General features: G+C 57.4%; 23 protein-coding genes, 1 tRNA gene and 3 pseudogenes. 14 read left to right on the top strand and 13 right to left on the bottom strand.

All coding sequences use genetic code 11. The features are described 5' to 3' along the window. The first annotated feature begins 103 nt into the window (after nt 1-103). The 3 genes and pseudogenes from J2744_RS15655 to J2744_RS12800 all read left to right on the top strand — a co-directional run bounded on the left by J2744_RS15655 (nt 104) and on the right by J2744_RS12800 (nt 1,285). Entirely contained in the window at nt 104-211 is a 108-nt protein-coding gene (locus J2744_RS15655) for a DUF7333 family protein (protein ID WP_449405220.1), read from the top strand. 287 nt (nt 212-498) lie between these two features. Then, nucleotides 499-759: pseudogene (locus J2744_RS12795) on the top strand (HVO_A0114 family putative DNA-binding protein); the annotation flags it as partial. A 322-nt stretch (nt 760-1,081) separates the two neighbouring features. Continuing rightward, nucleotides 1,082-1,285 carry a hypothetical protein gene (locus tag J2744_RS12800; RefSeq protein WP_058365968.1) on the top strand — a complete coding sequence of 68 codons (204 nt, stop codon included), beginning with the start codon at nt 1,082-1,084 and terminating at the stop codon, nt 1,283-1,285. A gap of 30 nt (nt 1,286-1,315) precedes the next feature. On the opposite strand, the gene J2744_RS12805 is transcribed toward J2744_RS12800, so the two are convergent. From J2744_RS12805 to J2744_RS12815, 3 genes are read right to left on the bottom strand one after another with little or no spacing between them, the layout of a single operon-like run. Beyond that, nucleotides 1,316-3,103: a Na(+)/H(+) antiporter subunit D gene (locus tag J2744_RS12805; protein WP_058365967.1), complete on the bottom strand. Its 1,788-nt coding sequence runs from the start codon at nt 3,101-3,103 to the stop codon at nt 1,316-1,318. Continuing rightward, nucleotides 3,100-5,181, bottom strand: a complete 2,082-nt coding sequence (locus J2744_RS12810) for a cation:proton antiporter (protein WP_144800181.1) — start codon at nt 5,179-5,181, stop codon at nt 3,100-3,102. Before J2744_RS12810 ends, J2744_RS12805 begins: the two co-directional genes overlap by 4 nt. Beyond that, the gene (locus J2744_RS12815) at nt 5,178-5,552 is read right to left on the bottom strand and encodes a hypothetical protein (RefSeq protein ID WP_144800182.1); all 375 of its coding nucleotides are present in this window, start codon (nt 5,550-5,552) and stop codon (nt 5,178-5,180) included. Before J2744_RS12815 ends, J2744_RS12810 begins: the two co-directional genes overlap by 4 nt. 450 nt (nt 5,553-6,002) lie before the next feature. On the opposite strand from J2744_RS12815, the gene artA reads away from it, so the two are divergent. Both artA and J2744_RS15550 read left to right on the top strand, forming a co-directional pair. After that, nucleotides 6,003-6,326, top strand: coding sequence for an archaeosortase A (artA, locus tag J2744_RS12820; RefSeq protein ID WP_241659218.1), 324 nt, complete (start codon nt 6,003-6,005; stop codon nt 6,324-6,326). Between the two features lie 605 nt (nt 6,327-6,931). Continuing rightward, nucleotides 6,932-7,405, top strand: a pseudogene (locus J2744_RS15550) (S49 family peptidase). Nucleotides 7,406-7,421: 16 nt separating this feature from the next. Here the strand turns inward: J2744_RS15550 and J2744_RS12830 are convergent. Then, a complete protein-coding gene (locus J2744_RS12830) occupies nt 7,422-10,016 on the bottom strand; it encodes a heavy metal translocating P-type ATPase (protein WP_058365396.1) in 2,595 nt (864 codons plus the stop codon). A 315-nt stretch (nt 10,017-10,331) separates the two neighbouring features. Here J2744_RS12830 and J2744_RS12835 point away from each other — a divergent pair, with 315 nt between their 5' ends. Continuing rightward, entirely contained in the window at nt 10,332-10,568 is a 237-nt protein-coding gene (locus tag J2744_RS12835; RefSeq protein ID WP_058365397.1) for a hypothetical protein, read from the top strand. Nucleotides 10,569-10,589: 21 nt separating this feature from the next. Here the strand turns inward: J2744_RS12835 and J2744_RS12840 are convergent, their stop codons facing one another. The 3 genes from J2744_RS12840 to J2744_RS12850 form a co-directional block, all read right to left on the bottom strand. Beyond that, nucleotides 10,590-10,868, bottom strand: a complete 279-nt coding sequence (locus J2744_RS12840; RefSeq protein WP_241659219.1) for a hypothetical protein — start codon at nt 10,866-10,868, stop codon at nt 10,590-10,592. Nucleotides 10,869-10,870: 2 nt separating this feature from the next. Continuing rightward, nucleotides 10,871-11,872 carry a cytochrome d ubiquinol oxidase subunit II gene (locus tag J2744_RS12845; RefSeq protein WP_144800184.1) on the bottom strand — a complete coding sequence of 334 codons (1,002 nt, stop codon included), beginning with the start codon at nt 11,870-11,872 and terminating at the stop codon, nt 10,871-10,873. Nucleotides 11,873-11,940: 68 nt separating this feature from the next. After that, nucleotides 11,941-13,377 (bottom strand): cytochrome ubiquinol oxidase subunit I, encoded by a 1,437-nt coding sequence (locus tag J2744_RS12850; protein WP_144800185.1) that lies wholly within the window; start codon nt 13,375-13,377, stop codon nt 11,941-11,943. 117 nt (nt 13,378-13,494) lie between these two features. On the opposite strand from J2744_RS12850, the gene J2744_RS12855 reads away from it, so the two are divergent. Continuing rightward, a complete protein-coding gene (locus J2744_RS12855) occupies nt 13,495-13,674 on the top strand; it encodes a hypothetical protein (RefSeq protein ID WP_058365068.1) in 180 nt (59 codons plus the stop codon). 386 nt (nt 13,675-14,060) lie between these two features. Then, nucleotides 14,061-14,909 (top strand): cation diffusion facilitator family transporter, encoded by an 849-nt coding sequence (locus J2744_RS12860; RefSeq protein WP_280921423.1) that lies wholly within the window; start codon nt 14,061-14,063, stop codon nt 14,907-14,909. 38 nt (nt 14,910-14,947) lie between these two features. Here the strand turns inward: J2744_RS12860 and J2744_RS15555 are convergent, their stop codons facing one another. Both J2744_RS15555 and J2744_RS12870 read right to left on the bottom strand, forming a co-directional pair. Next, on the bottom strand, nt 14,948-15,253 hold the full coding sequence (locus tag J2744_RS15555; RefSeq protein ID WP_080508283.1) for a CPBP family intramembrane glutamic endopeptidase: 306 nt from the start codon (nt 15,251-15,253) through the stop codon (nt 14,948-14,950). Nucleotides 15,254-15,283: 30 nt separating this feature from the next. Next, nucleotides 15,284-16,140: pseudogene (locus tag J2744_RS12870) on the bottom strand (IS1595 family transposase). Nucleotides 16,141-16,406: 266 nt separating this feature from the next. On the opposite strand from J2744_RS12870, the gene J2744_RS12875 reads away from it, so the two are divergent. Beyond that, a tRNA-Glu gene (locus J2744_RS12875) sits at nt 16,407-16,481 on the top strand. Nucleotides 16,482-16,636: 155 nt separating this feature from the next. On the opposite strand, the gene J2744_RS12880 is transcribed toward J2744_RS12875, so the two are convergent. From J2744_RS12880 to J2744_RS12890, 4 genes are all read right to left on the bottom strand, one after another. Continuing rightward, nucleotides 16,637-17,221: a hypothetical protein gene (locus tag J2744_RS12880; protein WP_210113741.1), complete on the bottom strand. Its 585-nt coding sequence runs from the start codon at nt 17,219-17,221 to the stop codon at nt 16,637-16,639. A 50-nt stretch (nt 17,222-17,271) separates the two neighbouring features. Beyond that, nucleotides 17,272-17,550: a DUF7521 family protein gene (locus J2744_RS15355; protein WP_080508282.1), complete on the bottom strand. Its 279-nt coding sequence runs from the start codon at nt 17,548-17,550 to the stop codon at nt 17,272-17,274. Then, complete coding sequence (locus tag J2744_RS12885; protein WP_080508281.1) at nt 17,547-17,924, bottom strand: winged helix-turn-helix domain-containing protein; 378 nt, start codon at nt 17,922-17,924, stop codon at nt 17,547-17,549. Before J2744_RS12885 ends, J2744_RS15355 begins: the two co-directional genes overlap by 4 nt. A 451-nt stretch (nt 17,925-18,375) precedes the next feature. Beyond that, on the bottom strand, nt 18,376-19,335 hold the full coding sequence (locus J2744_RS12890) for a transcription initiation factor IIB (protein WP_080508280.1): 960 nt from the start codon (nt 19,333-19,335) through the stop codon (nt 18,376-18,378). 179 nt (nt 19,336-19,514) lie between these two features. Between J2744_RS12890 and J2744_RS12895 the strand changes: the two genes are divergently transcribed. The 5 genes from J2744_RS12895 to J2744_RS12915 all read left to right on the top strand — a co-directional run bounded on the left by J2744_RS12895 (nt 19,515) and on the right by J2744_RS12915 (nt 23,354). Beyond that, on the top strand, nt 19,515-20,066 hold the full coding sequence (locus J2744_RS12895; RefSeq protein ID WP_080508279.1) for a COX15/CtaA family protein: 552 nt from the start codon (nt 19,515-19,517) through the stop codon (nt 20,064-20,066). Next, a complete protein-coding gene (locus J2744_RS12900; protein ID WP_206664949.1) occupies nt 20,063-20,806 on the top strand; it encodes a DsbA family protein in 744 nt (247 codons plus the stop codon). Before J2744_RS12895 ends, J2744_RS12900 begins: the two co-directional genes overlap by 4 nt. After that, complete coding sequence (locus J2744_RS12905; protein WP_343771647.1) at nt 20,796-21,311, top strand: disulfide bond formation protein B; 516 nt, start codon at nt 20,796-20,798, stop codon at nt 21,309-21,311. Before J2744_RS12900 ends, J2744_RS12905 begins: the two co-directional genes overlap by 11 nt. Before the next feature lie 152 nt (nt 21,312-21,463). Beyond that, the gene (locus J2744_RS12910; RefSeq protein WP_206668691.1) at nt 21,464-22,036 is read left to right on the top strand and encodes a CPBP family intramembrane glutamic endopeptidase; all 573 of its coding nucleotides are present in this window, start codon (nt 21,464-21,466) and stop codon (nt 22,034-22,036) included. Nucleotides 22,037-22,199: 163 nt separating this feature from the next. Further along, complete coding sequence (locus J2744_RS12915) at nt 22,200-23,354, top strand: multicopper oxidase domain-containing protein (RefSeq protein WP_058365064.1); 1,155 nt, start codon at nt 22,200-22,202, stop codon at nt 23,352-23,354. The last annotated feature ends 45 nt before the right edge of the window (nt 23,355-23,399 follow it).

Genomic DNA, 23,399 nt, shown 5'->3' on the forward strand with positions numbered 1-23,399 from the left:
GACGCTCAAAAGATCCACCAGCAACGACCAATCTTACAAGAGACGCTCGCTACCGCTACACAACCGAGGTGTGAGGCTTAACTAAAGACGGATGATGTATCCGATGACCACCAGTATAGTCATGATGGCGAGTGTCGGCCTCATCGTGTTCGGAGTCCTTACACCTCTTCTCGGGACCAAACACGGTGAGTATCGAGCAAACCGTACCTAGGTCTGCGTTTGAGATGGGGGAAACACAGAGTTCAACTTTGTATGTATATTAAACATTGGTAGTGAATGAGCGATTTATAGCAGCCGAGTTAATAAACTTGTAGCGGCTAGTGATGATCTCACCTGACGACGATTCCCACGACAGGAAGTGGTGAATCAATAGATCATACCCCTGAACACGAAGAGGGGTCTCACGAGCCTAGTCACAGGCATGACCACGACCATGCCGATCCGAGCACGCTCAACACGCAGAACGGGGCGTCAAAAACGGTTTCCCACCGCTCGAACATGGGGACGCTGACCCCGCGCGTCCTCGATCTCATCGAAGCCATCCGTCGGGAAGAGCCATCCAGCATCAACGAGACCGCACGGGTTGTCAACCGGGACGTGAAGAACGTCCACGAGGAACTCAGTCGGCTCGCCCAGTTGGGCATCATCTTCTTTGAAGAAGACGGCCAGAGTAAACGTCCGGTCGTCTGGTTTGACGAACTCGTCATCAACCTCCCGTTTGATCCGGAAGCCGGTGACACCGCAACCGTCGCACCGTAAGGCCCGGCGAGTTTATACCATATCGAAAGTTGCAATTTGAAATTCGAATAACCCTTATATCGGCTTCGTTGAAACATGCTGCGAGTAATACTGTTGACCCACTCGCGGCCATTACAGTCACGCTCTATATACGAAGGGAGGACACGAGTATATGTATCAGTGGCGGCGAAAGTCACCTACCAGAAGATGATGGCAGGCAGTCAGAATTCAAACAGACTAGATATGCGGCATACGGTATGGAAGACCGTATGCTACAGCAAGTGACGCGGATCTACGACAACCGATCACGGAACAAGACGAGCTACGAGAATTTCCGGGACGTATGTGCTCTGACAACGACGCCACCGATGCCAATTCGCTGGTCTACGTCGGCGTTTTCTGCGTGAGTATGACCTCGGTTTTGTTCATGCGCTACACCAGCGCAGAGAGCGGCGAAATGTTCGGATTCGTGGTTCCGTTCATCAGCGTGATCGTCTTCCTCTCGCTCAGCGAACAGGATCGGCGAATTGTCGAAGAGGACGAGTGAGATGCACGAACCGGCGGCTCAACTCTCTCGCTACCCGAGCAGGAACACGAGCAGCGCGACACCAGCCGCGAGCGTCAAGAAGAGGACGCTCCGACCGATGCCCGCCCGGATCTCGACGTCGGCGCCGAGCGCCGAGACGGCCGCTCGCGGGTGCGTCGCGGTCCGCTTGACGCCGGCGACCAGCCGCATCACGACGCGGTCGACGGCAGCCCACAGCTCCGTGACGCCCCAGACTGTTCCCCGGCTCAGGTAGAATGCGGCCGGGTACGTCACCGCGTCGACGTCGCGCATATGGTGGGCGAGCCAGCCGAGCGGGCGCTTCAGCGCGAAGAAGCCGACGAAGCCGGTCACGAGTAGCGCCGCGCTCTCCGTCAGGTGGCTCGCGCTGTACGGGTGCAGTTCCGGCGCGACCGCGGCAGTGAACGGCATCAGTTCGACGAGGTAACCGTAGGTGAGCGGCGTGCCGAAGAAGACACAGGCGCCGCCCGCCAGGAGCATCCCCGCCGTCTGGAACGGCGTCGCGTCTTTCGGCGATAGCGTCGCCGACCCGTGAAAGAACATATAGTAGCCGAGCTTGATGAACGACATGAACGTCCCCACGCCGCCGAGGATCAGCAGCCACCACAGCAGCCCTTGGCCGAACAGCAGCTCGAAGTTGTGGACCTCGTGGGCGGAGGAGATCACCATCCCCTTCGAAATGAACCCGTTGAACCCCGGAACGGCGGTAATCGAGGCCGCACCCACGAGGTAGACGAGAAAGGTGATCGGCATCTCCCGCCAGAGTCCGCCCATGTCCCTGATGTCCTCGACGCCGGTACGGTAGACGACGACACCGACTGCCATGAACAGGAGGCTCTTGTAGAGGACGTTGTTGAACAGGTGCGCGAACCCGCCGGTGACGGCGAACTCGCCGACAGCAGTCGCGAGCCCGAGTCCGGCGAGCATGTAGCCGACCTGCGCCTGGATGTGGTACGACAGCAGGCGACGCGGATCGTACTGCAGCAGCGCGAAGAACGCGCCGTAGACGGCCATGAACCCGCCGAGATACGCGAGCCACATCCCGCCCTCCGGGAACGCACGGTACATCACGTACACCGCGGTCTTCGTCGTGAACACCGAGAGGAACACCGACGCCGCGACGTGCGGGCGCGGGTAGGTGTCCGGCAGCCACGTGTGCAGGAAGATGAACCCGCAGTTGACGCCGATCCCGATCGCGGCGAGTAGCGTCGCGGAGGCGTGGATCCCGGTCGTCGACGAGAACAGGAATATCTCGCCGGCCGGCACGCTCCCGAGCATCGCCGCGCCGTGGACGACGACCGCGCCGAGGAAGAATGTCCCGCCGATGCCGTGGAACAGCGCGTAGCGGTAGCCGGCCCGCACCGCTTCCCCGCCGTACTGCCACACCAGCAGCGTCGAGGTGACGGCCATCAGCTCCCAGAAGAAGATCAGGGTGAGCCAGTCGCCGGCGTAGATCGTCCCGATCGTCGAGGCGACGTAGATGAGCGCGAACGCAGTCACCCACGTGGGCGCCTCGGTGCCGTACGCGTACAGCACCGCCGCGGTCGCGAGGAAGCCGACGACGACCCCCATCAAAAGCGAGAACTGATCGACGTTGAAGAAGACCACGTCGAAGCCGAGGAACTGTGTCGCGAGGTACGTCCCCGCGCCGCCGTCGCCGAGCAGGACGGCCTGCGCGAAGGTGAACGCCGTCGCCAGCGCGGCCACTGCGTGACCGGACCGGCGCGGGAGCGCGAGCACGGCGAGGGCGGCGAAGGCGAGCAGCACGTACGGAGGCACCGAGGTGAGAATCGGGTTCACGGCCGCATCATCCCCTCGGGGAGTCGCGTGTCGACGATGAGCTCGATCAGCTCCAGGAAGCCCATCTCGTAGGGTATCACGCCGAGCAGCACCGCGAGGCTCATCGCGGTGAGGATCGGCCCGAGTGTGAACCACGTGGACTCGCCCCCGCAGAGGGCGTCGAGCCCCGCGATGTGCTCCCAGTCGCTCGCGGGCGGCCCGCCCGCGTGGCCGTGGTTGTCGTGGTCTGCGTGATCGTCATGGCTCGTGTCGTGGGCATCATGCCCTGTCTCATCGCCTCCGTCATCGCCGTCGCCGCGCCCCACGCCAAACGGAACGTCGGCGTCGGAGGGGCGCTGGTCGACCGCGTAATCGCCGGTGTCGACGCGCTCTGCGGGCTCGGAGAAGTCCCGGTCGCTCGTGTCGAAGTCCGGGCATACCACGCCGTCTTCGTCGGTCGGGAGGTCGTCCATCTCCGCGTCGGGGATGTCCGAGTCGTCCGGGACATCGGCGTCGTCGCCCGTGGACTCCGCTCCCTCGGCATCGATTGCCGAGTCGCCCTCGGCACTCTCGACGACCTCGTCGACGTCGGGGTCGTCGTCGTTACAAGCGTCAACGTCGTCGTCGGCATCCTTCGGACGGCCCCCATCGGTCGCCGGCAGCGTCGACCGCGTCTCGCCGCCCATCCGGAAGTCGACGAGCGGCTTCGCGTCGTGGGCGTCCTCCGCCTCGAAGAAGGCCGTGTAGATCACCGGCCAGAAGTACGCGATGTTGAGCACGCCGGAGAGCAGCAGCGCGCCGACGAGGTAGTAGGCGACCGGGGTCAGCCGAGCGCCCATCCGAATCCCGCCGATCAGCATGTAGTACTTGCTGACGAACCCGGCCAGCAGCGGGATTCCGGCCATCCCGAGCGAGGCGACCGTAAAGGCCCCCATCGTCAGGGGCATCCGCTTGCCGATCCCCGCCATCTCGGAGATGTAATCGGTGTGCGTCGAGACGTGGAGGTTCCCGGCACAGAAGAACAGGGTGAGCTTCATGAACGCGTGCGCCGGGATGTGCAGCAGCGCGCCGACGAGCCCGTACCAGCCGTACAGGCCGAGTCCGAGGATGATGTAGCTCAGCTGGCTCACCGTCGAGTAGGCGAGCCGCTGTTTCAGGTGGTCCTTCCGCAGGGCGATGATCGAGGCCGCCGTCAGCGTGATCGCTCCGATGGTCGAGAGGACGAGTCCGGCCGAGAAGCCGAACGGGAGCGAGAGGTCGAAGACGAGTTCTGGGCCGAACACGTCGAGGACGACCCGCGAGACGCCGAACGCCCCGGACTTGACGACCGCGACCGCATGCAGCAGCCCGGAAACGGGCGTCGGTGCGACCATCGCCTCGGGGAGCCACTGGTGGAGCGGCATGATCCCGGCCTTCACGCCGAACCCGATCGCGAGCAGGAAGAAGGCGAGCATCGCGAGGCCGGGGTCGGCGTTCGCCAGTTCCTCGATGCCGCCGGCCGTGAACGAGACGTTGCCGGCGATGAGGTAGACGAGGGCGGTCCCGGCGAGGACGAGCACGCCGCCGCCGAACATCGTGTACGCGAGGTACTTCCGGCCGGCCGCGCGGGCCTCGTCGGTCTCGTCGTGGGCGACGAGCGGGTACGTCGCGATCGAGAGGAGCTCGTAGAAGACGAAGATCGTCACGAGGTTGCCCGCGAACGCGATCCCCATCGTCGCCGACAGCGACACCGCGAACGCGGCGAAGTACCGGGTCTGGTTCACCTCGTCGTTCCCGCGCATGTAGCCGATGCTGTAGAAGGAGGTGACGATCCACAGCCCGCTCGCGAGGAACGCGAATAGCATCCCGAGCGCGTCGGCGCGCAGGACGAACTCGATGCCGCCGGGCAGGAACGCGCCGAGCGACCACTCGAACACCGCGCCGTCGAGGACCGCCGGCAGCATCGAGGCGACGATCGCGAACTTCGTGACCGCCGCCGCGATCGTCCACCCCTCGCGGACGTTCGGGGAGCGGTGCGACGCGGCGATGAAGAACGCCGCGACGAACGAGACGAGGACGGCCAGTAGGGGGCGTAGATCGGTTATGGGTACGTCAGTCATGCGAACACCTCCATGAGGACCGGGTCGAACCACTTGAACAGCGCGTAGCCGCCGAAGCCGAGCGCGACCGCGACGAGGAACATCGCCAGTAACGCGGGCGGCACCCGATAGAGAACCAGCGAGGGACGCGGCGTGCCCTCACGGGCGCGACGGGGGACGTCGCCGTCGGCTTCACTTCCTTCGACGACAGCCTCCACGATGTGCACGACTGTCGCACGGAGGGTCGGCAACGGCTCGACGGGGACGACGATCGTCAATCGCGGATCCGAGCCGGCGTCACCGGTAGCGTTCGTGACGGGCTCGTCTGCGTCGTCGGTGTCAGTCACCCACACACCTCCGACGGGTTTAGGATCCACCGTCTCTGTGTACATGGGTATCCCTACTCGGATACTTTTCCTACCGTCCCTAAACGGTTTGTATCCCAGTCGATACGAACAGAACGACGAAAGCGCCGTCACTGATGTCGCAGCCGAGACAAGGATCCTACGCCTCCTCCACTCGCTCGAACGATACCACGAATCGGTCGGCAATCTGCCCGGCGGTGCAGTCCTTCGAGCCGGCCGCCTCCTCCGGAAGTATGCACTCATCTGCAAGCGAAGCTCGTGATCCTCGTCGTGACGCTTCTGATCTCGTACTGGTTGGCATACAAACGACGCCAATCGAGTCGCACCAATCGTCATATTGGCCGTAACTGAAGAGTGATTCATTACAATCGAACGACTGAACACCGATCTTCTGCTTAAATATCAAAGGTCACGCGGAGCATGTCCCGCGTGCCCGAACCGAGCCCCAAGGCCAACACGGTAATCAGAAGCATCAACGTGTTTCGAACCGCCTTCATTTCGATCGTCACCGGCAATCAGTTGATGGACTGGTTCTCGGAGGCGATCCTGTTTGTGTTCGGCGAAACCGACCCTCATCGGATGTCGTTTCTGATCTCCGACCGCATCATCAGCCAACTCGGGGCGGTCGTCGCGCTCATGGCGATCACCTACCTCGTCGTCCGCGAGCTCCCGGAACCGTTGACCATCCTAGAGGATATACTCTACTTGCTCACAGGTGAGGATCATGACCTCCAAGCCACTCTCGATCTCCCGCGTGAGCCCGCGGTCGAACAGCCAGAAGCGGCGACGAAAAGTGACTGAGATCCTCCCAATCACCCACGATCCGGGATGTATGATCGCATTGCTGCCACGACCTTATCGGTGACCACAGCCGTAATCGTTTCCTGCTTGCCAACGATGTGAAGACTATTTTCAGTATTGCCACCGTCTACGGGATTAATATTGGACGTTAGCCGGAGATCTGTGATCGGCACCATCGATCCTTAACCCTGCGCCAGTCTCCTAGTGCAACGTACATAGAATCTATCAAATCCCATATTTCTGGAGTTGCCACGGTTTTTTTACTTGTGTGACTCGATATCTAAACTCGTGGCGAATCCGATTGATCAACGAGTCGAGACGCTGTTGACCTCGTACACAGTTATTATTGTTGCCGCTCTTCTGATCGGTGCTGCGGTCGGTCCGACAGCCTCATTGGCGTTGTTTGAGGACGACGATCGTGGGACCGTCGCAGTGGTAACGATTGAAGGGCCGATCAGCGGCAATTCCGCGGACGATGTGACTCACGAACTACGTACAGTCCGGCAGAACAGCTCGATTGATCCAGTCGTGTTGCCCATCAACAGCGGCGGTGGGCCGTCGCGGCAAGCGAATCACAGTACCGGGCGGTCAAGCGACTTGCCCGCGTGAAGCCAGTCATTACCAGCGTCCGCAGCATCGCAGCCTCGGGAGGTTACTACACGGTGCTGCCGAGCGACGAGATCTACGTGACACCTGGAAGCCTCGTCGGGAGCGTCGGCGTACGCGCGCTAGTCCCCCAACCTGACGGAGTACCCTTGCCTATGGCGATCGGTCCTGATAAAGTCGGTGGCCTCACTAGTGACGACATCCGGGCCTAAGTAGAGACGCTCAAGCGCTCGTTCATCGATAGCGTGTACGCAGAGCGTGGCTCTCGGCTCTCACTGTCTCGAACTGATCTGAGCAACGCGAAGGTCTACTCTGGTGCTGCCGCCGTCGAGAACAGCTTGGCTGACGGGATCGGAGATAGGGAGACGGCTATAGCTGCCGCGGCAGAGGCGGCAGAGCTCGACGAATATTCGGTTGCTTACCGCTCGACGACGCCAAACCTGCGCTTCATCCCCCCAACTGGTGAATGTTAATAACCAATAAAGCTAATTACTCGTTCAGTAACGAATCTGGCTTGATTCTGGAGAGCCGCATCGCGTTGCCGGTGACACCAAGAGTCATACCAGCATCGCCGATAAGGACAGCTGCCCAGATCGGGACGAGTCCGAAGGGCACACCGAGTGCGAGGAGTCCTTTCGCACCCAGACTCGTCCAGATGTTCTGCCGGATGACGCTGTTCGCGTCGTGCGAGAGTTCGTAGAGGTACGGTAGCTTCGATAGGTCGTCGCTCATCAGTGCGATGTCTGCTGTTTCGAGAGCAGTATCCGTTCCAGCGGCACCCATCGCAATACCCACGGTCGCCGTCGCAAGCGCGGGTGCGTCGTTAACGCCGTCGCCGATCATAGCGACCCCGTCGTACTGTTCGTCGAGCTCTTTGATCGCCTCGACCTTCTCGTCGGGCAGGAGTTCTGCGCGGAACTCGTCGACGCCGACCTCCTCGGCAATCGCCCGGGCCGTACGTTCGTTGTCACCGGTAAGCATAACGATGTGCTCAACGCCGAGATCGTGGAGCCGCTGGATCGCTGCCTTCGCTCCGGGTCGAATCTCGTCGGCCACGGCGATCACGCCCTCAATCTCGTCCTCAGTCCCGACTAAGACGACAGTCTTCCCTTGTGATTGGAGTTCGGGGACCGTCCCCTCAAGAAGGTCGAGACAGTTGTTGCGCTCACACATCTGCTGACTCTTCGTCGTGACGACACCGCCGTCGGTCGTCGCGTGGACGTGTTCGAGATTGAACCCGAGTTCCTCGAAGAATCCCGGTTTCCCTGCGTAGTGTTTCTTGCCGTCGAGAGAGGCTTCGACGCCTTTCCCGGTGATACTATCGAAATCATCGACTGTCGGCGCTCCGATATCACTCTCCTCGGCGAATTCGATGATTGCATCGCCGATGGGGTGTTCCGACCGTGATTCCAGCCCGCGGGCACAGCGGAGAACATCGTCCTCACTGTTGTCGTTCAACGGGACGACGTCGGTGACGGTGAGTTCGCCTTTGGTGATCGTGCCGGTCTTGTCCATTGCAATGGCGTCCACCGCGCCCATCGCCTCGAGATGGTTGCCGCCCTTGATGAGGACACCATTCTTCGCGGCGCTGGTGATCCCCGACACCACCGAGACGGGTGTGGAAATAACGAACGCACAGGGACATGCAAGCACAAGCAGCGTGAGGCCGTAGACGATGAACGTCGGCCACGATGCCCCGAATAGGAGCGGCGGGACAACTGCAACCAGGACCGCAAAGCCGACGACGACGGGGGTGTAGTATGATGAGAACCGCTCGACGAACTGCTCGCGTTCGGTTTTGTTGGACTGTGCGTCTTCGACCATCTGGACGATGCGCGAGAGTGTGTTATCGCCCGCTTCGGAGGTGACCTCGATTTCGAGATAGCCCTGTTCGTTGATTGTGCCAGCGTACACCTCGTCACCCGGTGTCTTGTCCACTGGCACGCTCTCGCCTGTGATGGGGGCCTGGTTGACAGCACTCTCTCCGTCAAGAACCTCGCCGTCCATCGGGATTTTTTCACCCGGACGCACGACGACGACATCGCCGACAGCCACGTTATCGACAGGAACGGTTACCTCTTCGCCATCGCGTTTTACGGTCGCCTCGTCCGGCGATAGATCCATCAACTCTTGGAGTGAGTTCCGGGCGCGATCCATCGAATAGCGTTCAAGCAGCTCTGCAATACTGAACAGGAACGTGAGTGTGGCGGCCTCAAAGTAGAGCGCTTCCCCGAAGACGAGGCTGGCGATGATGGCGCCGCTGATGGCAATACTCATCAACAGGTCGATGTCGAGATTCCGGTTCAACGCAGAGTAGTAGCCGTTGCGGAAAATGATCTGGCCAGCGATCCCAACCGCGCCGAGGAACAGGATGTCGGCGACAAGTAACTCGCGCCCGACGAGCTCGGCCACAAGGACGTTCTGGCCCGTAAGGAAGAACTCAAAGAGGAGCCCAAGTGCGACGAGCCCCCCGCTAATCCACGTTTTTATCGCCCGCGAACTTGTCCAAACGTTCTCCCGTTCGTCAGTCGAACTCTCGGCAGTGTTTGCGTCGTTCGCAGTCGAGTCGGTCACTTCGTAGCCAGCACTCTCGATCGCATCAGTGATCTTCGATGGCGAAGTGGAGTCGTCATCGTAGGTCGTCACTACTTTCCCAGTAGTCGGTTGTGTCTCGTAACTCGAGAGCCCCGGGAGATCATCAAGGGCGTTCTCAATTTTTCCCGCACAGGATGGACAGTCCATTTCGGGGACAGTGAACGCCGCGGTTGTCTCGCCCTGGTACTCAACCGTATAGCCCGCTTTTTTGACGCGGTCGGCGATTTCGTCCGGAGATGTTTGGCTTCTCTCATAAGAAACAGAGAGTGTTCCAGTCGTCACCTGTGGGTCAACAGTGGTAATACCATCAAGTTTTCTGACACTATTTTTCACCTTCCCCGCACAAGATGGGCAATCCATCTCGGGCACCGAGAACTGGGCAACATCGTCCCGATTTGACGAGGTCGAGGATACGCTATCAGTGTCCTGTCCGTTAGTGTCATGGTCGTGTTCGTGGTCGTGACCACCTTCTTCTGGTGGTGATGTCATTATGTGAAACGAATGCTCTCAAACTTATTAACCTGGCTGCTATAATACCCCCCAATATTAACAATTCTTATTAAATTCTGTAGTGTAGAATAATAAAAGCGGATGATTTACAGCCAGCCAAGGGACGCACTCGGAGACTTGATTCGAACCTACTCATTGGTGCCTACACTAACAGTAGTCTATCTGATATATGCTCATCCACTATCGGTAGTTCCCATCGTTCCTAATTACGGACTCTGCTTCTGGGAGAAAATGAGATCGACGTCAGAGATCCGTTTGTATATATGATCTGAATTCATATACAGGAATATAACCATGACGTTACTCAAACAGGCGCTTGCGAGGGTCTATGAGTATCGGATGTACTTCCTCGGCGTCTCGGGGTTCGTCATCGCTGGGCTCGCCGTTACCTACGGCGTCCAGACCGAAGACACGGTGGCGGCACTCGGTGCACTCCTGTTTCTGCCGAATGCGGTTGTCCTCCTCGGCATCGGGCTCCGAGAACAAGGATTGATCGGCAATCTATCGCCATCGGGATCCAACCCGGAGTAACGCCCTTCCGACACATTTCTCTTAGTTCGTTTTGACAAGCGTGAGCCGCTGCTGTATCATCTGATCGACGTTGTACAGGAGCACGCTGACCGAGGCGAGGACGGTTCCCAGATAGACGATCAATCCGGGTGGTCCGGAAACCGTTCCACCGAGGGCCGCGCCACCGAGTCCAACAACGATGAGCTCAGCCCACGTCAGCAGAATGCGCGACAATAGCCACGTTCGGTCGGCATCAATCGATTGCTCGTCCGACGCGACGGTGAGCCCTTCCCCGTCGTCAGGAACGTTGGCGTCGACCACTGTCAGTAAGCCTCCTCGGGGGATATGGGACCACTGAACGCCGAGTAGAGCACGACAAAGTAGCTTGCCACCAGCGGCAACAACAGTGCGGCGGCTATTGACATCAGATTCAGCGGGAGCGTCGAGACAATGGTTTCGCTGATCGTTGCTCCAGTTGCTGGGTCGATGGCAGGATACATAATAATCCCCACAACGGCGATCAGCCCGTACGTGAGGACCGCTGCCGCCCCGAGTGCCAGTAGACTCTCACCGCGCCGCATGGCGACGATGTATCCCGCGGTGAGGCCGATCGAAGTCACCACTAACACGACGATGGCCGGATGTAGCAGTGTCAACAGCCCACTGGGCAGTCGCACGGCGAGGATCGCTAGCGTTGCCACCACCGCCACCAAGTAGCCGACGACCGCGAACTGACCGTACGTCGACACCCGCTCGGGCAGATCGAGTGGCGCTTTCAGCCGGAGGAACGCCGCCCCGGAGACGACCGTCAGCAGCGTCAGCGTGAAGCCGACGACGACGCCGATGAGCGAGACGGAGCTCTCGTTGCCGACGAGCCAGTTGCCGGCGAAGACACCGAGCAGGAACGGCGCGAGGACGCTCCCAGCAACGAAGGCGACACTCCACGCCCGCTGCCAGCGCTCGTCATGACGCTGTTCGTACATCTCAGGCGCCAGCCCACGAAGGATGAGCGCACCCAAAATCCCGAACATCAGCAGGTAGTGCCGGCTGAACAGGTTCGCGTAGGCCGCGGGAAAGGCGGCAAAGAGTGTGCCGCCAAAGACGACCAGCCAGACCTCGTTGCCGTCCCAGAACGGACCGACGGCAGCGAGGACAGCCTCATGTTCCCGGTCGGTGTTGAGCAGACCGTAAATCGCCCCTGCCCCGAAATCGAACCCATCGAGAAACAGGAACGTCGCTAGCAGCGTGAAGATGAGACCGAACCACATCTCAGAGAGCGGGAGGCCGAACAGCGGTCCAGCACTGAGCGACTCGACGCTAATCATTGATGATACCTCTCGGCTGTCCGCTAGCAGTATCAATCTGCGTCGACCTCCCCATGACCGTCGGCACGTCAGTCATCGTCGGTACCTCCCGCGGCCGACGTGTCTAGCATAGGTGTGCGGTCGGGACGCTCGCGAAGCTGTTCGCGACCGGGCGGGCCGTTGCGGATGACCCGAGTGATAACGTAGGTATACAGCCCGAGCAACGCAAGGTACACCACGGCGAAGCCAACGAGTGAGATCGTCGCTTCAGTTCCCGTTAACCCGGGTGAGACCGCTTCACTGGTCTTCATCACATCCTGAATGACCCACGGCTGTCTGCCGACCTCGGTGACGATCCAGCCGAGTTCGACCGCGAGGATGCCCAGCAGTGACGAGCCCATCAGTGCCTTGTGTAACAGACCATCATTCAGTAGCTGGCCCTTGTACCATCGGTAGCCACCCCAGAACGATAACAGGATGAACCAAAATCCCAGACCGACCATCGCACGGAAAGCCCAGAAGACGATGGCGACCGGCGGCGCCTGGCTCTCAAAGGTGTTCAATCCACGTATCTCGGCGGTCGGATCACCCCCGCTGGCGAGCCACGACGCGCCACCGGGTATCCCGATGCCGAACAGTTCCTTCGCCCGTGGGTCGGTGATCGAATCGAGGTTCGTCGGGACGGCGATAAGATACTCAGGCACGTAGGAGTCGGTCTCCCAGACGGCCTCCATTGCGGCAAACTTCTGCGGTTGGGTTTCGGCGACCGAGCGGGCGTACATGTCGCCCTGATAGACTTGAAACGGGGCCGTGATCAGCAGAGCGACGAGGGCGATCTTCAGGGTCATCTCCCAGAAATTCACGTTGTCGACATCGATCCCACGAACGTGGTGTTTGAACACGTAGTAGGCGGCGATGCCGGCCATGAAGAGCGCGACCGATTCGACGGCCGCGTTCTGCATGTGGACAAACATGTAGCCGAATCGGGGGTTAAAATACGCTGCAAGCGGATCGACGAGCTTAACGACCGTCTGGCCGCCCTCGGTGACTAGTTCATAGCCACGCGGGGTTTGCATCCATGAGTTCGCGATGAGAATCCACACGGCTGAGAGCCACGTGCCAAGACCGACAGCGACGCTTGAAATGAAGTAGAGCGTGTCATCGACGCGCTCACGGCCGAAAACGAAGATCCCGAGGAACGTCGCCTCTAGCATGAACGCCATCATCCCCTCAACGGCTAGCGGGCCACCAAACAGTTCGCCGGCGGCAATCGAAAACGCCGCGAAGTTCGTCCCGAACTCGAATTCGAGGACGATTCCAGTAACGGTGCCGACAACAAAGGAGATGGCGAAGATCTTGGTCCAGAAGCGACGCAACTGTTCGTACACCGGCTCGCCAGTTCGAATGTCCTTCCATGTAAAATAGATAAGAAACGGGGCTAACCCCATGCTCATCACCGGAAAGATGATATGGACGATTGTGGTGAGGGCGAACTGGAGCCGGCTAGCGATAAGTGGATCGACCATGGCTGAAGGAGTGGCTAACAGCCGATTCTAAAGAACATATCATGTTAAACATATCCGCACCTCCTTCTCGCCGGGAAGCGGCGAACCGTTTATTATGTCGACCGATAACGCCGCCGTATGGATACCCGGCGTGTCGTTCTTGTGCTCGTCTGTCTGGTGACGGCGATCATGGCTATCAGAGGGTTTGTCGCGCTCCAGAACGTGGAGTTCGGCACGGTCGGGCGACAGCTCGGTGTGGGGGCGATCGTCTTCATCTTCGGGATCGCACTTGTCCGTCGATGGGATGAGATCGGGTAATAATTGACGTAGCGTTCGGTGATTCATCAACACTCAACACGGTCCACAATCGGCAGGTCACATCGAGTTAGCGGAGAGCCACAACGGATAGAATTATTAAGATATCAGGGTAATCCTCCGTTGACGTACGAAATCCAGGTTGATAACGGAATAGTTACTGTGACGAGGTGTTCTCTGTCCAAGGATCTAGTCTTTCATATCCGTCCTCCAGGCTCTTCTCCTTCTACAGATGATGCACTGGAGTGTTTCCTTCGTACGGCAGAACCCAAACCTGTGTGTTTAATCTACTAGATTAAGAATCACAATGTAGGTGATTTCGTTTGGGAACTACTCAGAGCCACGACAGCGGACACGGCCATGATAGTGGCGAACGGAGCATCCGGAAATTGGGCGTGGTCGCCCTGATCAACCTCGTCGGCTTCGTGATCGAACTTGCTGGTGGTCTCCTCTTCGGTTCCGTAGCCCTGATCGGCGACGCCTTCCACATGCTGTTCGACGCGCTCGCGTACGTTCTCGCCTTCGGTGCCGCCTACGTCTCACGACGTACTGAACCAGGCGAGTACTGGTCATACGGACTGGACCGTGTCGAGCCGTTCACTGCGTTTCTGAACGGTGTCCTCCTCGTTCCGATGGTGGGATACCTCGTCTGGGAGTCCTATCAGCGATTCCTCAAACCCGTCGAGATCGATCCGTTGATGACAGCAGGACTCGCTACGGGCGGACTGGTCGTGAACTTCGCGTCCGTGTACTACTTACAGGGCGGCGAAATGAACCTCAACGAGAAGGGTGCGTACTACCATCTTATCGGGGATACCGGCGCGTCCGTCGCTGTCATCGTTTCGATGCTCGTTGTTGAGTTCACTGGATCGACACTCGCTGACCCAATCACGGCAGTGTTGATCGCGGTCATCATTATCTGGTCGGCTGTGAAACTACTCCGTGAGAGCGGCAAAATATTCTTCCAGCGGAGTCCGGTTTCCGTCGACGAAGTCGAAACCCGGTTAAAACAACTCGAGGGCGTCGTGGCAGTCGATGATGTACACGTTTGGCAGTTATCGAGTACGATCCGCGTCGCGTCGATGCATCTGAAAGACGATGTCCAGTCACTCGAGGAGCGGGAGAAACTCAAAACACAGGCTGTCGACGTTCTTCACGACGAATTCGACGTTGACCACGCGACTATCGACATGGCTAGTGAATCGAACGAATATGCACAGGTGCCAGAGCATCAGTAAGCGATGACGGCGTGGGACTCACGGTTTCTCTGAGCACTTCACGTTACCTGCAAGTAGAGGGCGGAGAGCAATACGGCATTATACACACCATGGATCACAGCTGGGGTTACGAGGTTCTCCGCATATTCGTAGGTGGCGCCGAGGACGAGTGCGAGAACGAACACGACGGCCATGTAGGTGAGTTGGCCATCACCACTGAGAGCTGTCGTGTGACTCACAGCGAAGATCGCACTCGCAATAACGACTGCACTCCCTGGCCGGAAGGTTTGTCGTAGTGTTCCCTGGATAAGCCCTCGGAATAAGAATTCTTCGCCAGGACCAACGAGCAGTAGTGAGAATGGCACTACGCTCTTGTGACGTAGATTGTTGGTGAGTCAGAGAACTGCTTGGACAATCTCTTTCAGTGCCTCTCGACCCGGTTTATGGAGGATTCGTCGCCGAAGCTGGAGCGGTCTGAGATACGCTGTCAGTTTGTCCTTTGAGACGCCTCGATGCGGCGAGAGCCACCGTCGCGCCAGCGACGCGTGGCTCTCGCACGTGTTCACGTGCGCGTCTCCATCAGCGTACTCGCCGTCATCGTGAATTACTGCTTCTCGGTGGAAGTTCTCGTCATCGTCGAGTGGATCGTAGGCCCGAAATCCGTCAGTATACACGGTCAGCGACTCCTTCTCGTGGTTGCCGAGAAGGAGTCGCACCGTCGCTTCGTCGGCGGATTTCGCCGGAATGACGTATCGCTGACCGCTGCCGCGATCCACGAGGACGAACACGGGTGGTTTGTCTTGATCATACGTTCCGCGTCCGCGTCGAGAGAGGCCGCGAGAGCGCGACCAGCGGTCGCGCTCGCGGCCTTTCAAGCCGGAAGAGACGTAGAACTCGTCAATCTCGACCGGGCCAACGAGAGAGATGTCTGGCGCGTCGAGCGTTCTGGCGAACTGCTCGACGCGCCGGCGAAGTGAACGATACGAAACGTCAATTTCAGCATCTAACTGGCGGATACTCGTGTTGAATCGGAGGAACGAGTAGAACGCGAACAAGAGCTTGTCGAGGCCGATCTTCGCGTGCGCGAAGATCGTGCCAGTCTTGTCGTTGAACGTGCGGTCGCAATCCTTACAGAGATACCGTTGATACTCTCGATAGCTGCCGTGTTTGATCACTGACTCAGACCGGCAGCGGGGGCAACAGAGGCCCTCGCGGCGCTCGCCTCTGAACTCAGCAATTCAAATGGGAACATTGCGTTCGGGTGACGCGTTCGCGTCACCCTTGCCCGCTACGCTTCCACAGCGACAGCTCTACCTGACCAACAATCTACTTCCGAAGAGCGTAAGAGGCAAAGGAGGATACCCAATACGTAGGACACCGACCTCATTTGACGTACCGAACTCGCAAAGTCGGAGTGACCACGGACTCGTTATGTAGACACCATGAGTCGTCTACGGATGTCGAATTCTGTTTCGTAAAGTGATTAGGCTTAACTGGATTCGCCAGTGAGATCAATATGCTCCGTTGGTGTAGCTCGGCCAATCATCTCGGTATCTCACGCCGAGGACCGAGGTTCAAATCCTCGATGGAGCATCTCCAACCCGCTTCGACCCTCTATAGGCCGACCTCATATCTGCCCACTACACGACTAGCTTCACAGAATCGCGTGTTGGGCAGGTATACCTCCGTAGAACTAGTTGCAATCACCAGCCTATGTCTGGTTGCTTTTGCTACCGCGACGGTCGTATTTACCGTAGGCGGAACTCCTTCAAGCACGTTGTCGACGGCAGGTAGATGTCAAGAAAGCCAGTGGCATCCTCGTCATCGCCGATCAGAACGATGATCTTCGTATCACGGTTGCTCAGCTGCGTGAGCGTGTCATCTCTACCCAATTGTGATTCGCCGACGACAACGTCGCCGTTTCGGAGACACTCGAAGACGATTTCGTCGAACACGATGATACCGCGGATCACTGTTTCCTCGATACTCGTTGCGACGGAGAATGGTGTCGCGAACTCGAGTACCCATGGACACCCGATCAAGACACTGACAACGCCGTCAGGACGGCGATCGAGACGCCAGCCCCCATCACGAGCGACCAGCCGCCAGCAATACCGCTCCGCCCACGACGACTGAAAGACCGGACGACCCGGATCGATCGACCCATCGCTGGATGCCGTGGTCTCCACTCTGGTGACCTCAGACCCACGTGATGAGCCGTCAACTCTGCTGGATACACTGTCACTCACCGTGAACACAGCAGCCCCGTTTGTGACGACCGCTCCGCCGACGAGATTGTCGCCCACTCGCTTCAGGGCTGGAAGGTGATTCACCCGCCGTGACTGCTTTCTCGACCGTACATTCGCTCTCGGCAAGATCAGAGCTATTTCTGAATATACAAAGAATACATAATAATCGCGAGTGCGAAAGCGACGAACATACTATTTATGAGGACAACATATGCCAATGAGACAGAGAAGAACTGATTAGCTACACCTGTCAACAGTGCTCCGAGCGTGAGGACACCAAATCCGATACCCAGAACGCGGAGAGAATTCTCACCAGTTCGCCGATAAGCTTTGAACGCGATATAAGTAATTCCACCCCCGAGAATCAGGATTACAAACTTAACTATCGCAATTGCGGGTACAACTTCCTTCATATTTCGTCCCCCATCATTGTCCAGATGTCAGCAAGTCGCTCGTCGGTAGACTGTGATAGCCGCTCGATATTCACCGAAAACTCACCCGTGTCATCCAGGGAAATCATTACGTCATTGAATGACCGCTCGTAGTGAGTGACACGTCCGCCACCGGGATTGATCGTATCCCACTTTCGTACGAGAGCAGCGGAGCTGAGAAGTTCTAATTTGCGATACAACGTCGACTTGGGGATGTCACAGACATCGCTCAATTCGTTTGCAGTCATAGGTTCAATGGTTTCGCGGAGAATGGATCGACACTCAGGATCGTCCAACGCATCGAGGACATCTTGTAACGCCGGTGTGTCCTCAGATGACGCTGAATTGTCTCGCATTGTTCTATTAAATATGTTGGGCGGAATATGGGGTCCAATTGTTCTTCGGGAATGCTCCTGATGGTTCGGATCTAAGACCGGTTGCGATATCCAGCTCATAACAGGTAAGTTGTCGAAAGAATCGCGAGATGAGAGTCGACATAGTGATACTAATAGCGGGGTGTTATAACCTATACTGAGTTTCGGATCGTTGTGCCGTTTCTTCAATGATTTCGGAGAAGCCTCGCCCGAGCGAACTGATGAACTCGTCATTATGAAAGTGGGTACATGTTTGTTCGACAGCAATCAAATGTTTGTCAACTGAATTAACAATATCTATTACGTAAGAAGGTGGCTGGCTACTAACTGTTGTATCTCGATCAATCTTGGTCTCTATCTGAAATTTGCTCATATTAGAATTACGGCTGTGAGTGAATGAAGAGCTGTTTGCTGTCCGAACAGACCCACCCATTCAGGCATGCTTCTCATACACCTCGAGAAGTTCCTGATATCGGTTTTGGATCGTTACTTGGCTGACGTGGGCGATTTCACTTACAGTCTCCTGTGTGAGCTGTTCGTTCGTGAGATGGGTCGCAGCATACAGCGCGGCGGCCGCCAATCCTGCCGGGTTTTTCCCACTGTGGACACCATTATCTGTTGCCACCTCAAGAAGTTCTCTAGAACGTCGTTCTGCTTCATCGCTCACATCAAGCGATGACGCGAATTGTGGAAGATATTGAGTCGGATTTTGCGGCTCGATCTCCAACCCGAGTTCACGGGAGAGATATCGGTATGCTCGCTGGACTCTGATTTTTTTGACACGACTTACGTCGGAGAATTCAGTCAGTGGACGTGGCGTCCCATGCTGTCGAGCAGCCGCATACAACGAAGCCGTTGACATCCCCTCAATCGATCGGCCAGGTAGCAGGTCCTTCTCTACAGCACGCTTATACAGGATGCCGGCAGTTTCTCGGACTGATTTCGGAAGACCGAGAGCAGACGCCATGCGGTTGATCTCACCGAGTGCTTGTTTGAGATTTCGCTCATAGGAATCTTTCGCCCGAAACCGCTCATCCCACATCCGAAGGCGCTGTAGTTGAGCGCGTTTGCGATCAGGAACTGCTTGTCCGTAGGCATCCTTATCCCGCCAACCAATGGTAGTACTCAATCCCTTATCGTGCATCAGATGCGTCGTCGGGGAACCAACACGACTCTTTTCATCACGTTCTTCCGACGTGAACGCACGCCATTCCGGGCCGTGATCGACTCGGCTTTCCTTGAAAATTAACCCACAACCTTCACAAGCCGATTCACCTCCATTGCCCTTCTGAATGATTTGGCCTTGACACTCAGGACACACATTGCTCTCGATACACTCCGAGACCCGCTTGCGACTATCTAACGACTGTTCGTTGCTTTGTTTTTGACACATAATGATAATATTATGGACAGGTTTGCACCTCCAAATCGTGGGTCTTCTTGACAATTCGGAGGGGTGGCTCCGCAATGAACAAGTGGCGGAATCCCACTTAGGGGGAATCCGACCTATACCTTTGTCATCATGCCTTTAACAGCCTTATCGTAATTGGGAGGCATCCCATCAATCGAGATATGGCCCAAAATTCAGCGAACTCAAACTACCTTCGAAAGACGATTTCAGAGGGTCCAGTTAAGTTCGAGCACATCGCCGGCCTGACGCTGGTTCTGACGTACATCGTGATGCTTCTCGGCGCCTATACGAGTGCAATCGGTGCTGGACTCTCTTGCCCCGACTGGCCGAGCTGCTACGGTACCTGGGTACCCTTCTTCCAACCCGATATCATCGCAAATTCACCGTACTCTGCCCTGCAGATATTCGCCGAATGGGCCCACCGGGGACTTGCGATGACTGCTGGCCTCTTCATCGCGGGGACAGCAGTTGGTGCGTGGATTTTCTACCCAGACGATACGTTAGTCAAGTGGTCCGCAACAACGGCACTCATCTTGCTTCCAATTCAGGTCGTACTCGGACGACTGACTGTCACAGAGAACCTCGAACCAATAATAGTCACGACGCACCTCGGAGTCGCTATTCTCATTCTCCTCAGCCTGCTCATGACCGTCCTTACGACCTATCTTCGTGACACACGAGTCGATAAATCCAAAATATGGGGAGAAGCATGACCGATAGCGAACGCATCTCGACTATGCTCACATCATCTGGTGGAGGACATAGACTGTTAACGAGACGTCAGTTCCTCGCGACAAGTGGAGTATTGGCGCTCAGTGGATGTCTCGGTGGCGAAAATAATGAATCAACAAATGCTGCTGTTGATGATGCGGTAGCTAACGCGCCGGACCCAGACGACCCCACATCATCCACATACGCAAGAGCGGGAGCGGCCGACCGACCAACGGTGACCTACTATGGGAACTGGAAATGTCCGTACTGTGCAGACTTCAGCACAGATTTTCTCGGCAATATAGTCACAGACTACGTCGAGCCCGGAGACATCAGCCTACAATTCCGTGCGTTGGCCTACATCGACGGTGAGCCATTCCTCGCCTCTGATGCCCCTCGTGCCGCTCAAGGTGGTCTCGGTGTCTGGAATGTAGCTCCTGAAACCTACTGGCGATACCACGAATACGTCTTCGCCAATCAACCACCGGAGGGTGAGGAATGGGCAACCACTAACAAACTCGTGTCATTCGCTGAGGAGGCTGGAGTAACGGAGACGGAACAGCTCCGGACAAAAATTCAGGAACAAGCCTACGAATCACCGGTTCGAGAGACGAGTCAGGCAGCAGCCGACGCCGGCGTTTCGGGAACCCCCGCCCTTGTGATCGATGGTGAAACAGTCAACCCGCTGAGTGACGAACAACGAACTCGTACCCTTATCGAACAACTCGCAGATGGATCGTGATCGGATCTGGCTCGTATTGGGTAGTGCAACCCTCATCGCCGGGATCGCAACAGCTGGGAGTCTCTGGTTTAGCCTCGGACTGGTACCGTGTGACCTCTGTTGGTACCAACGAATTCTGATGTACCCACTAGTAATGGTTATGGGTGTCGCAGCGATCGAAGCTCGCCCTACTGTTTGGCGGACTAGTATTCCCTTGTCAGTTCTGGGTGGAGTGATCGCAACGTATCACACAGTGTTGCAAGCGCGACAACCACCTGCTCCCTCAAAGGACCGTGTGCCGCTGTACAATAGCAGTTCCTGTAGAAAAGATGACAATTCTGAATCTCTCACTTCTGGCATTCACGCTCATTACAGCCGCAGGAGCTATCTGTATAATTGTATCTGTGAGACAAACGAAGACAAAACCACGCAACCAATGATCAAACCCAATTTACAAGCACAACCCAGTATCAGAACTCGACGTATCGCTTTCACAGATCGATCAGTGACCAGTATTTTCAAATGACAGAATCAACGACACGGATTCAGTCTGTCGGGAGTGCAGTTGGGCTCACGTACGGCTCAACGGTTATCGGGTCGATAATTGTCACCATCGCTGCCGCACTGCTGGGCGCATTCGGGGTCGATGTAACCGCTCGTCCATCGTTGCGCCTCGTAATGAGCACGATCCTATTACAGGGGGTAACATTCGGAGGGCTCTCAATCCTCTATCTCAGATTTCGCGATCTCGACTTCGAATTCGTTTCGCTTTCGATTCCGGACAGGCGGGATATTGCTGTAATCATCGGGGGAATAGGTACACTTCTCGGATTGCTCATTGTCGCATCACGCGTTATCTCCTCACTCGGACTGGAATCGGCGGAAAACCAGGTAGTAACAGTTGGCCAGCAGAATCCGACAGCGTTTCTGATTCTCATCCCTCTATCGTTTCTGCTAGTCGGTCCGGGCGAAGAGCTGTTATACCGAGGACTGGTTCAGGGAACACTTCGAGAAACGCTACATCCAACCCGTGCAATCGTTCTTGCGAGTGCCCTCTTCGCGTCGATCCATCTCTTCTCGTTGAGTGGAGAAGGAAAGCTTGTGTACGTCGGTATCGCATTCGTGCTAGCTCTAGTACTCGGTGCGACCTACGAGTACACCGATAACCTCGTTGTTCCGGCTCTGATTCACGGTGCGTATAATGCGATACAGTTTACGAGCGCATATTTGACGGCCACAGGTGGAATGTAACTGTTTGCTACCCGTTGACCCCGGATACTAGCTCTCGTGACGGAGAACTAAGCGTTTGCTTGCCGGATCCGTCCGGCTGTTACCGAACATGTTAGCGTGCCCTCTCACAGACAGAGATTCTGCAGTCTCCCTTTATCGCGACAGCACAACGTCCAAATGGACCATGACCCGATCTTTCGGTGCCCCTGGAACTGGACTGTCCCGGCGGGAATTTCTCGCTGCAACCGGCGTGACGGGTGTATCGGCGTTGGCAGGCTGTTCATCAAAAACAATTAACGCGCCGACGGCGGCCGCGAACGCCCCGAACGAAGGACAGACGTCGTCTGACCTTCCCTACACCAGTCCTCCAACGGTGGTCAACGTCGACGAGCAGGGAGGTTCCGTAACGATGGGGACGCAGCCGGCGCGACACGCCGTCCACCCGCTCGATTCAATGGGTGGCCCGGTCGAGTTCCCGCGCGTCTGGGCGTGGCAGGCCGACGACAACGACCCGAGCGTTCCGGGCCCGATCCTCCGAACGACCGAAGGTAACGACATGGAAGTGACGCTCGACAACACGAACGGACGCCGGCCGCACACGATCCACTTCCACGGCGTCACGAAGACGTGGAAGAATGACGGCGTTCCGACGTCGACCGGCATCCAAGTCCCGGCAGGCGAGAAACACACGTACGAGATCCCGGCGAACGTTCCGGGGACGCACTTGTACCACTGTCACCTCCAGACCCACCGCCACATCGATATGGGGATGTACGGGATCTTCCGGGTCGACCCCGAAGGCTACGAACCGGCGGACCGGGAATACTTCATGACGATCAAAGACTGGGACTCGCGGGTCCCGAAGAAGTGGGCCGGTGAAGCGGACTTCACGTACGACACGGCCTCGCGCAATCCGGACGTCTTCACCGTCAACGGGAAGAGCGCACCCCGAACCCTCCATCCCGAACAGGGCTCTCCGATCATCGTCGATAAGGGAGATTTAGTCAGAATTCACCTCGTCAACGGCGGGTACATGTCCCACCCGATGCACATCCACAACCACCGCTTCCAGCGCGTCGAAAAGGACGGTGGAGTCGTCCCGGAAGCAGCCCGACACGACATCGACGTCACGAACATTGCCCCCGCCGAGCGGCACACGATCGAGTTCACGGCCGACGCGGACCCCGGCATCTACCTCATGCACTGCCACAAGGTCAACCACGTCATGAATGGGACGTTCTATCCCGGCGGGATGCTTACCGGAGTCGTGTATCGCTCCGTCATGGATTCGGACATCTTCAGCCAGCTCATGGAGTACGCCGGATACGAACCGAACTGATAAGATCGGACATTTTCACAAAACAACCTGATCGGGCTCTCTCCA

Source organism: Halorubrum trapanicum, assembly GCF_017873555.1.
Taxonomy (GTDB): domain Archaea; phylum Halobacteriota; class Halobacteria; order Halobacteriales; family Haloferacaceae; genus Halorubrum; species Halorubrum trapanicum.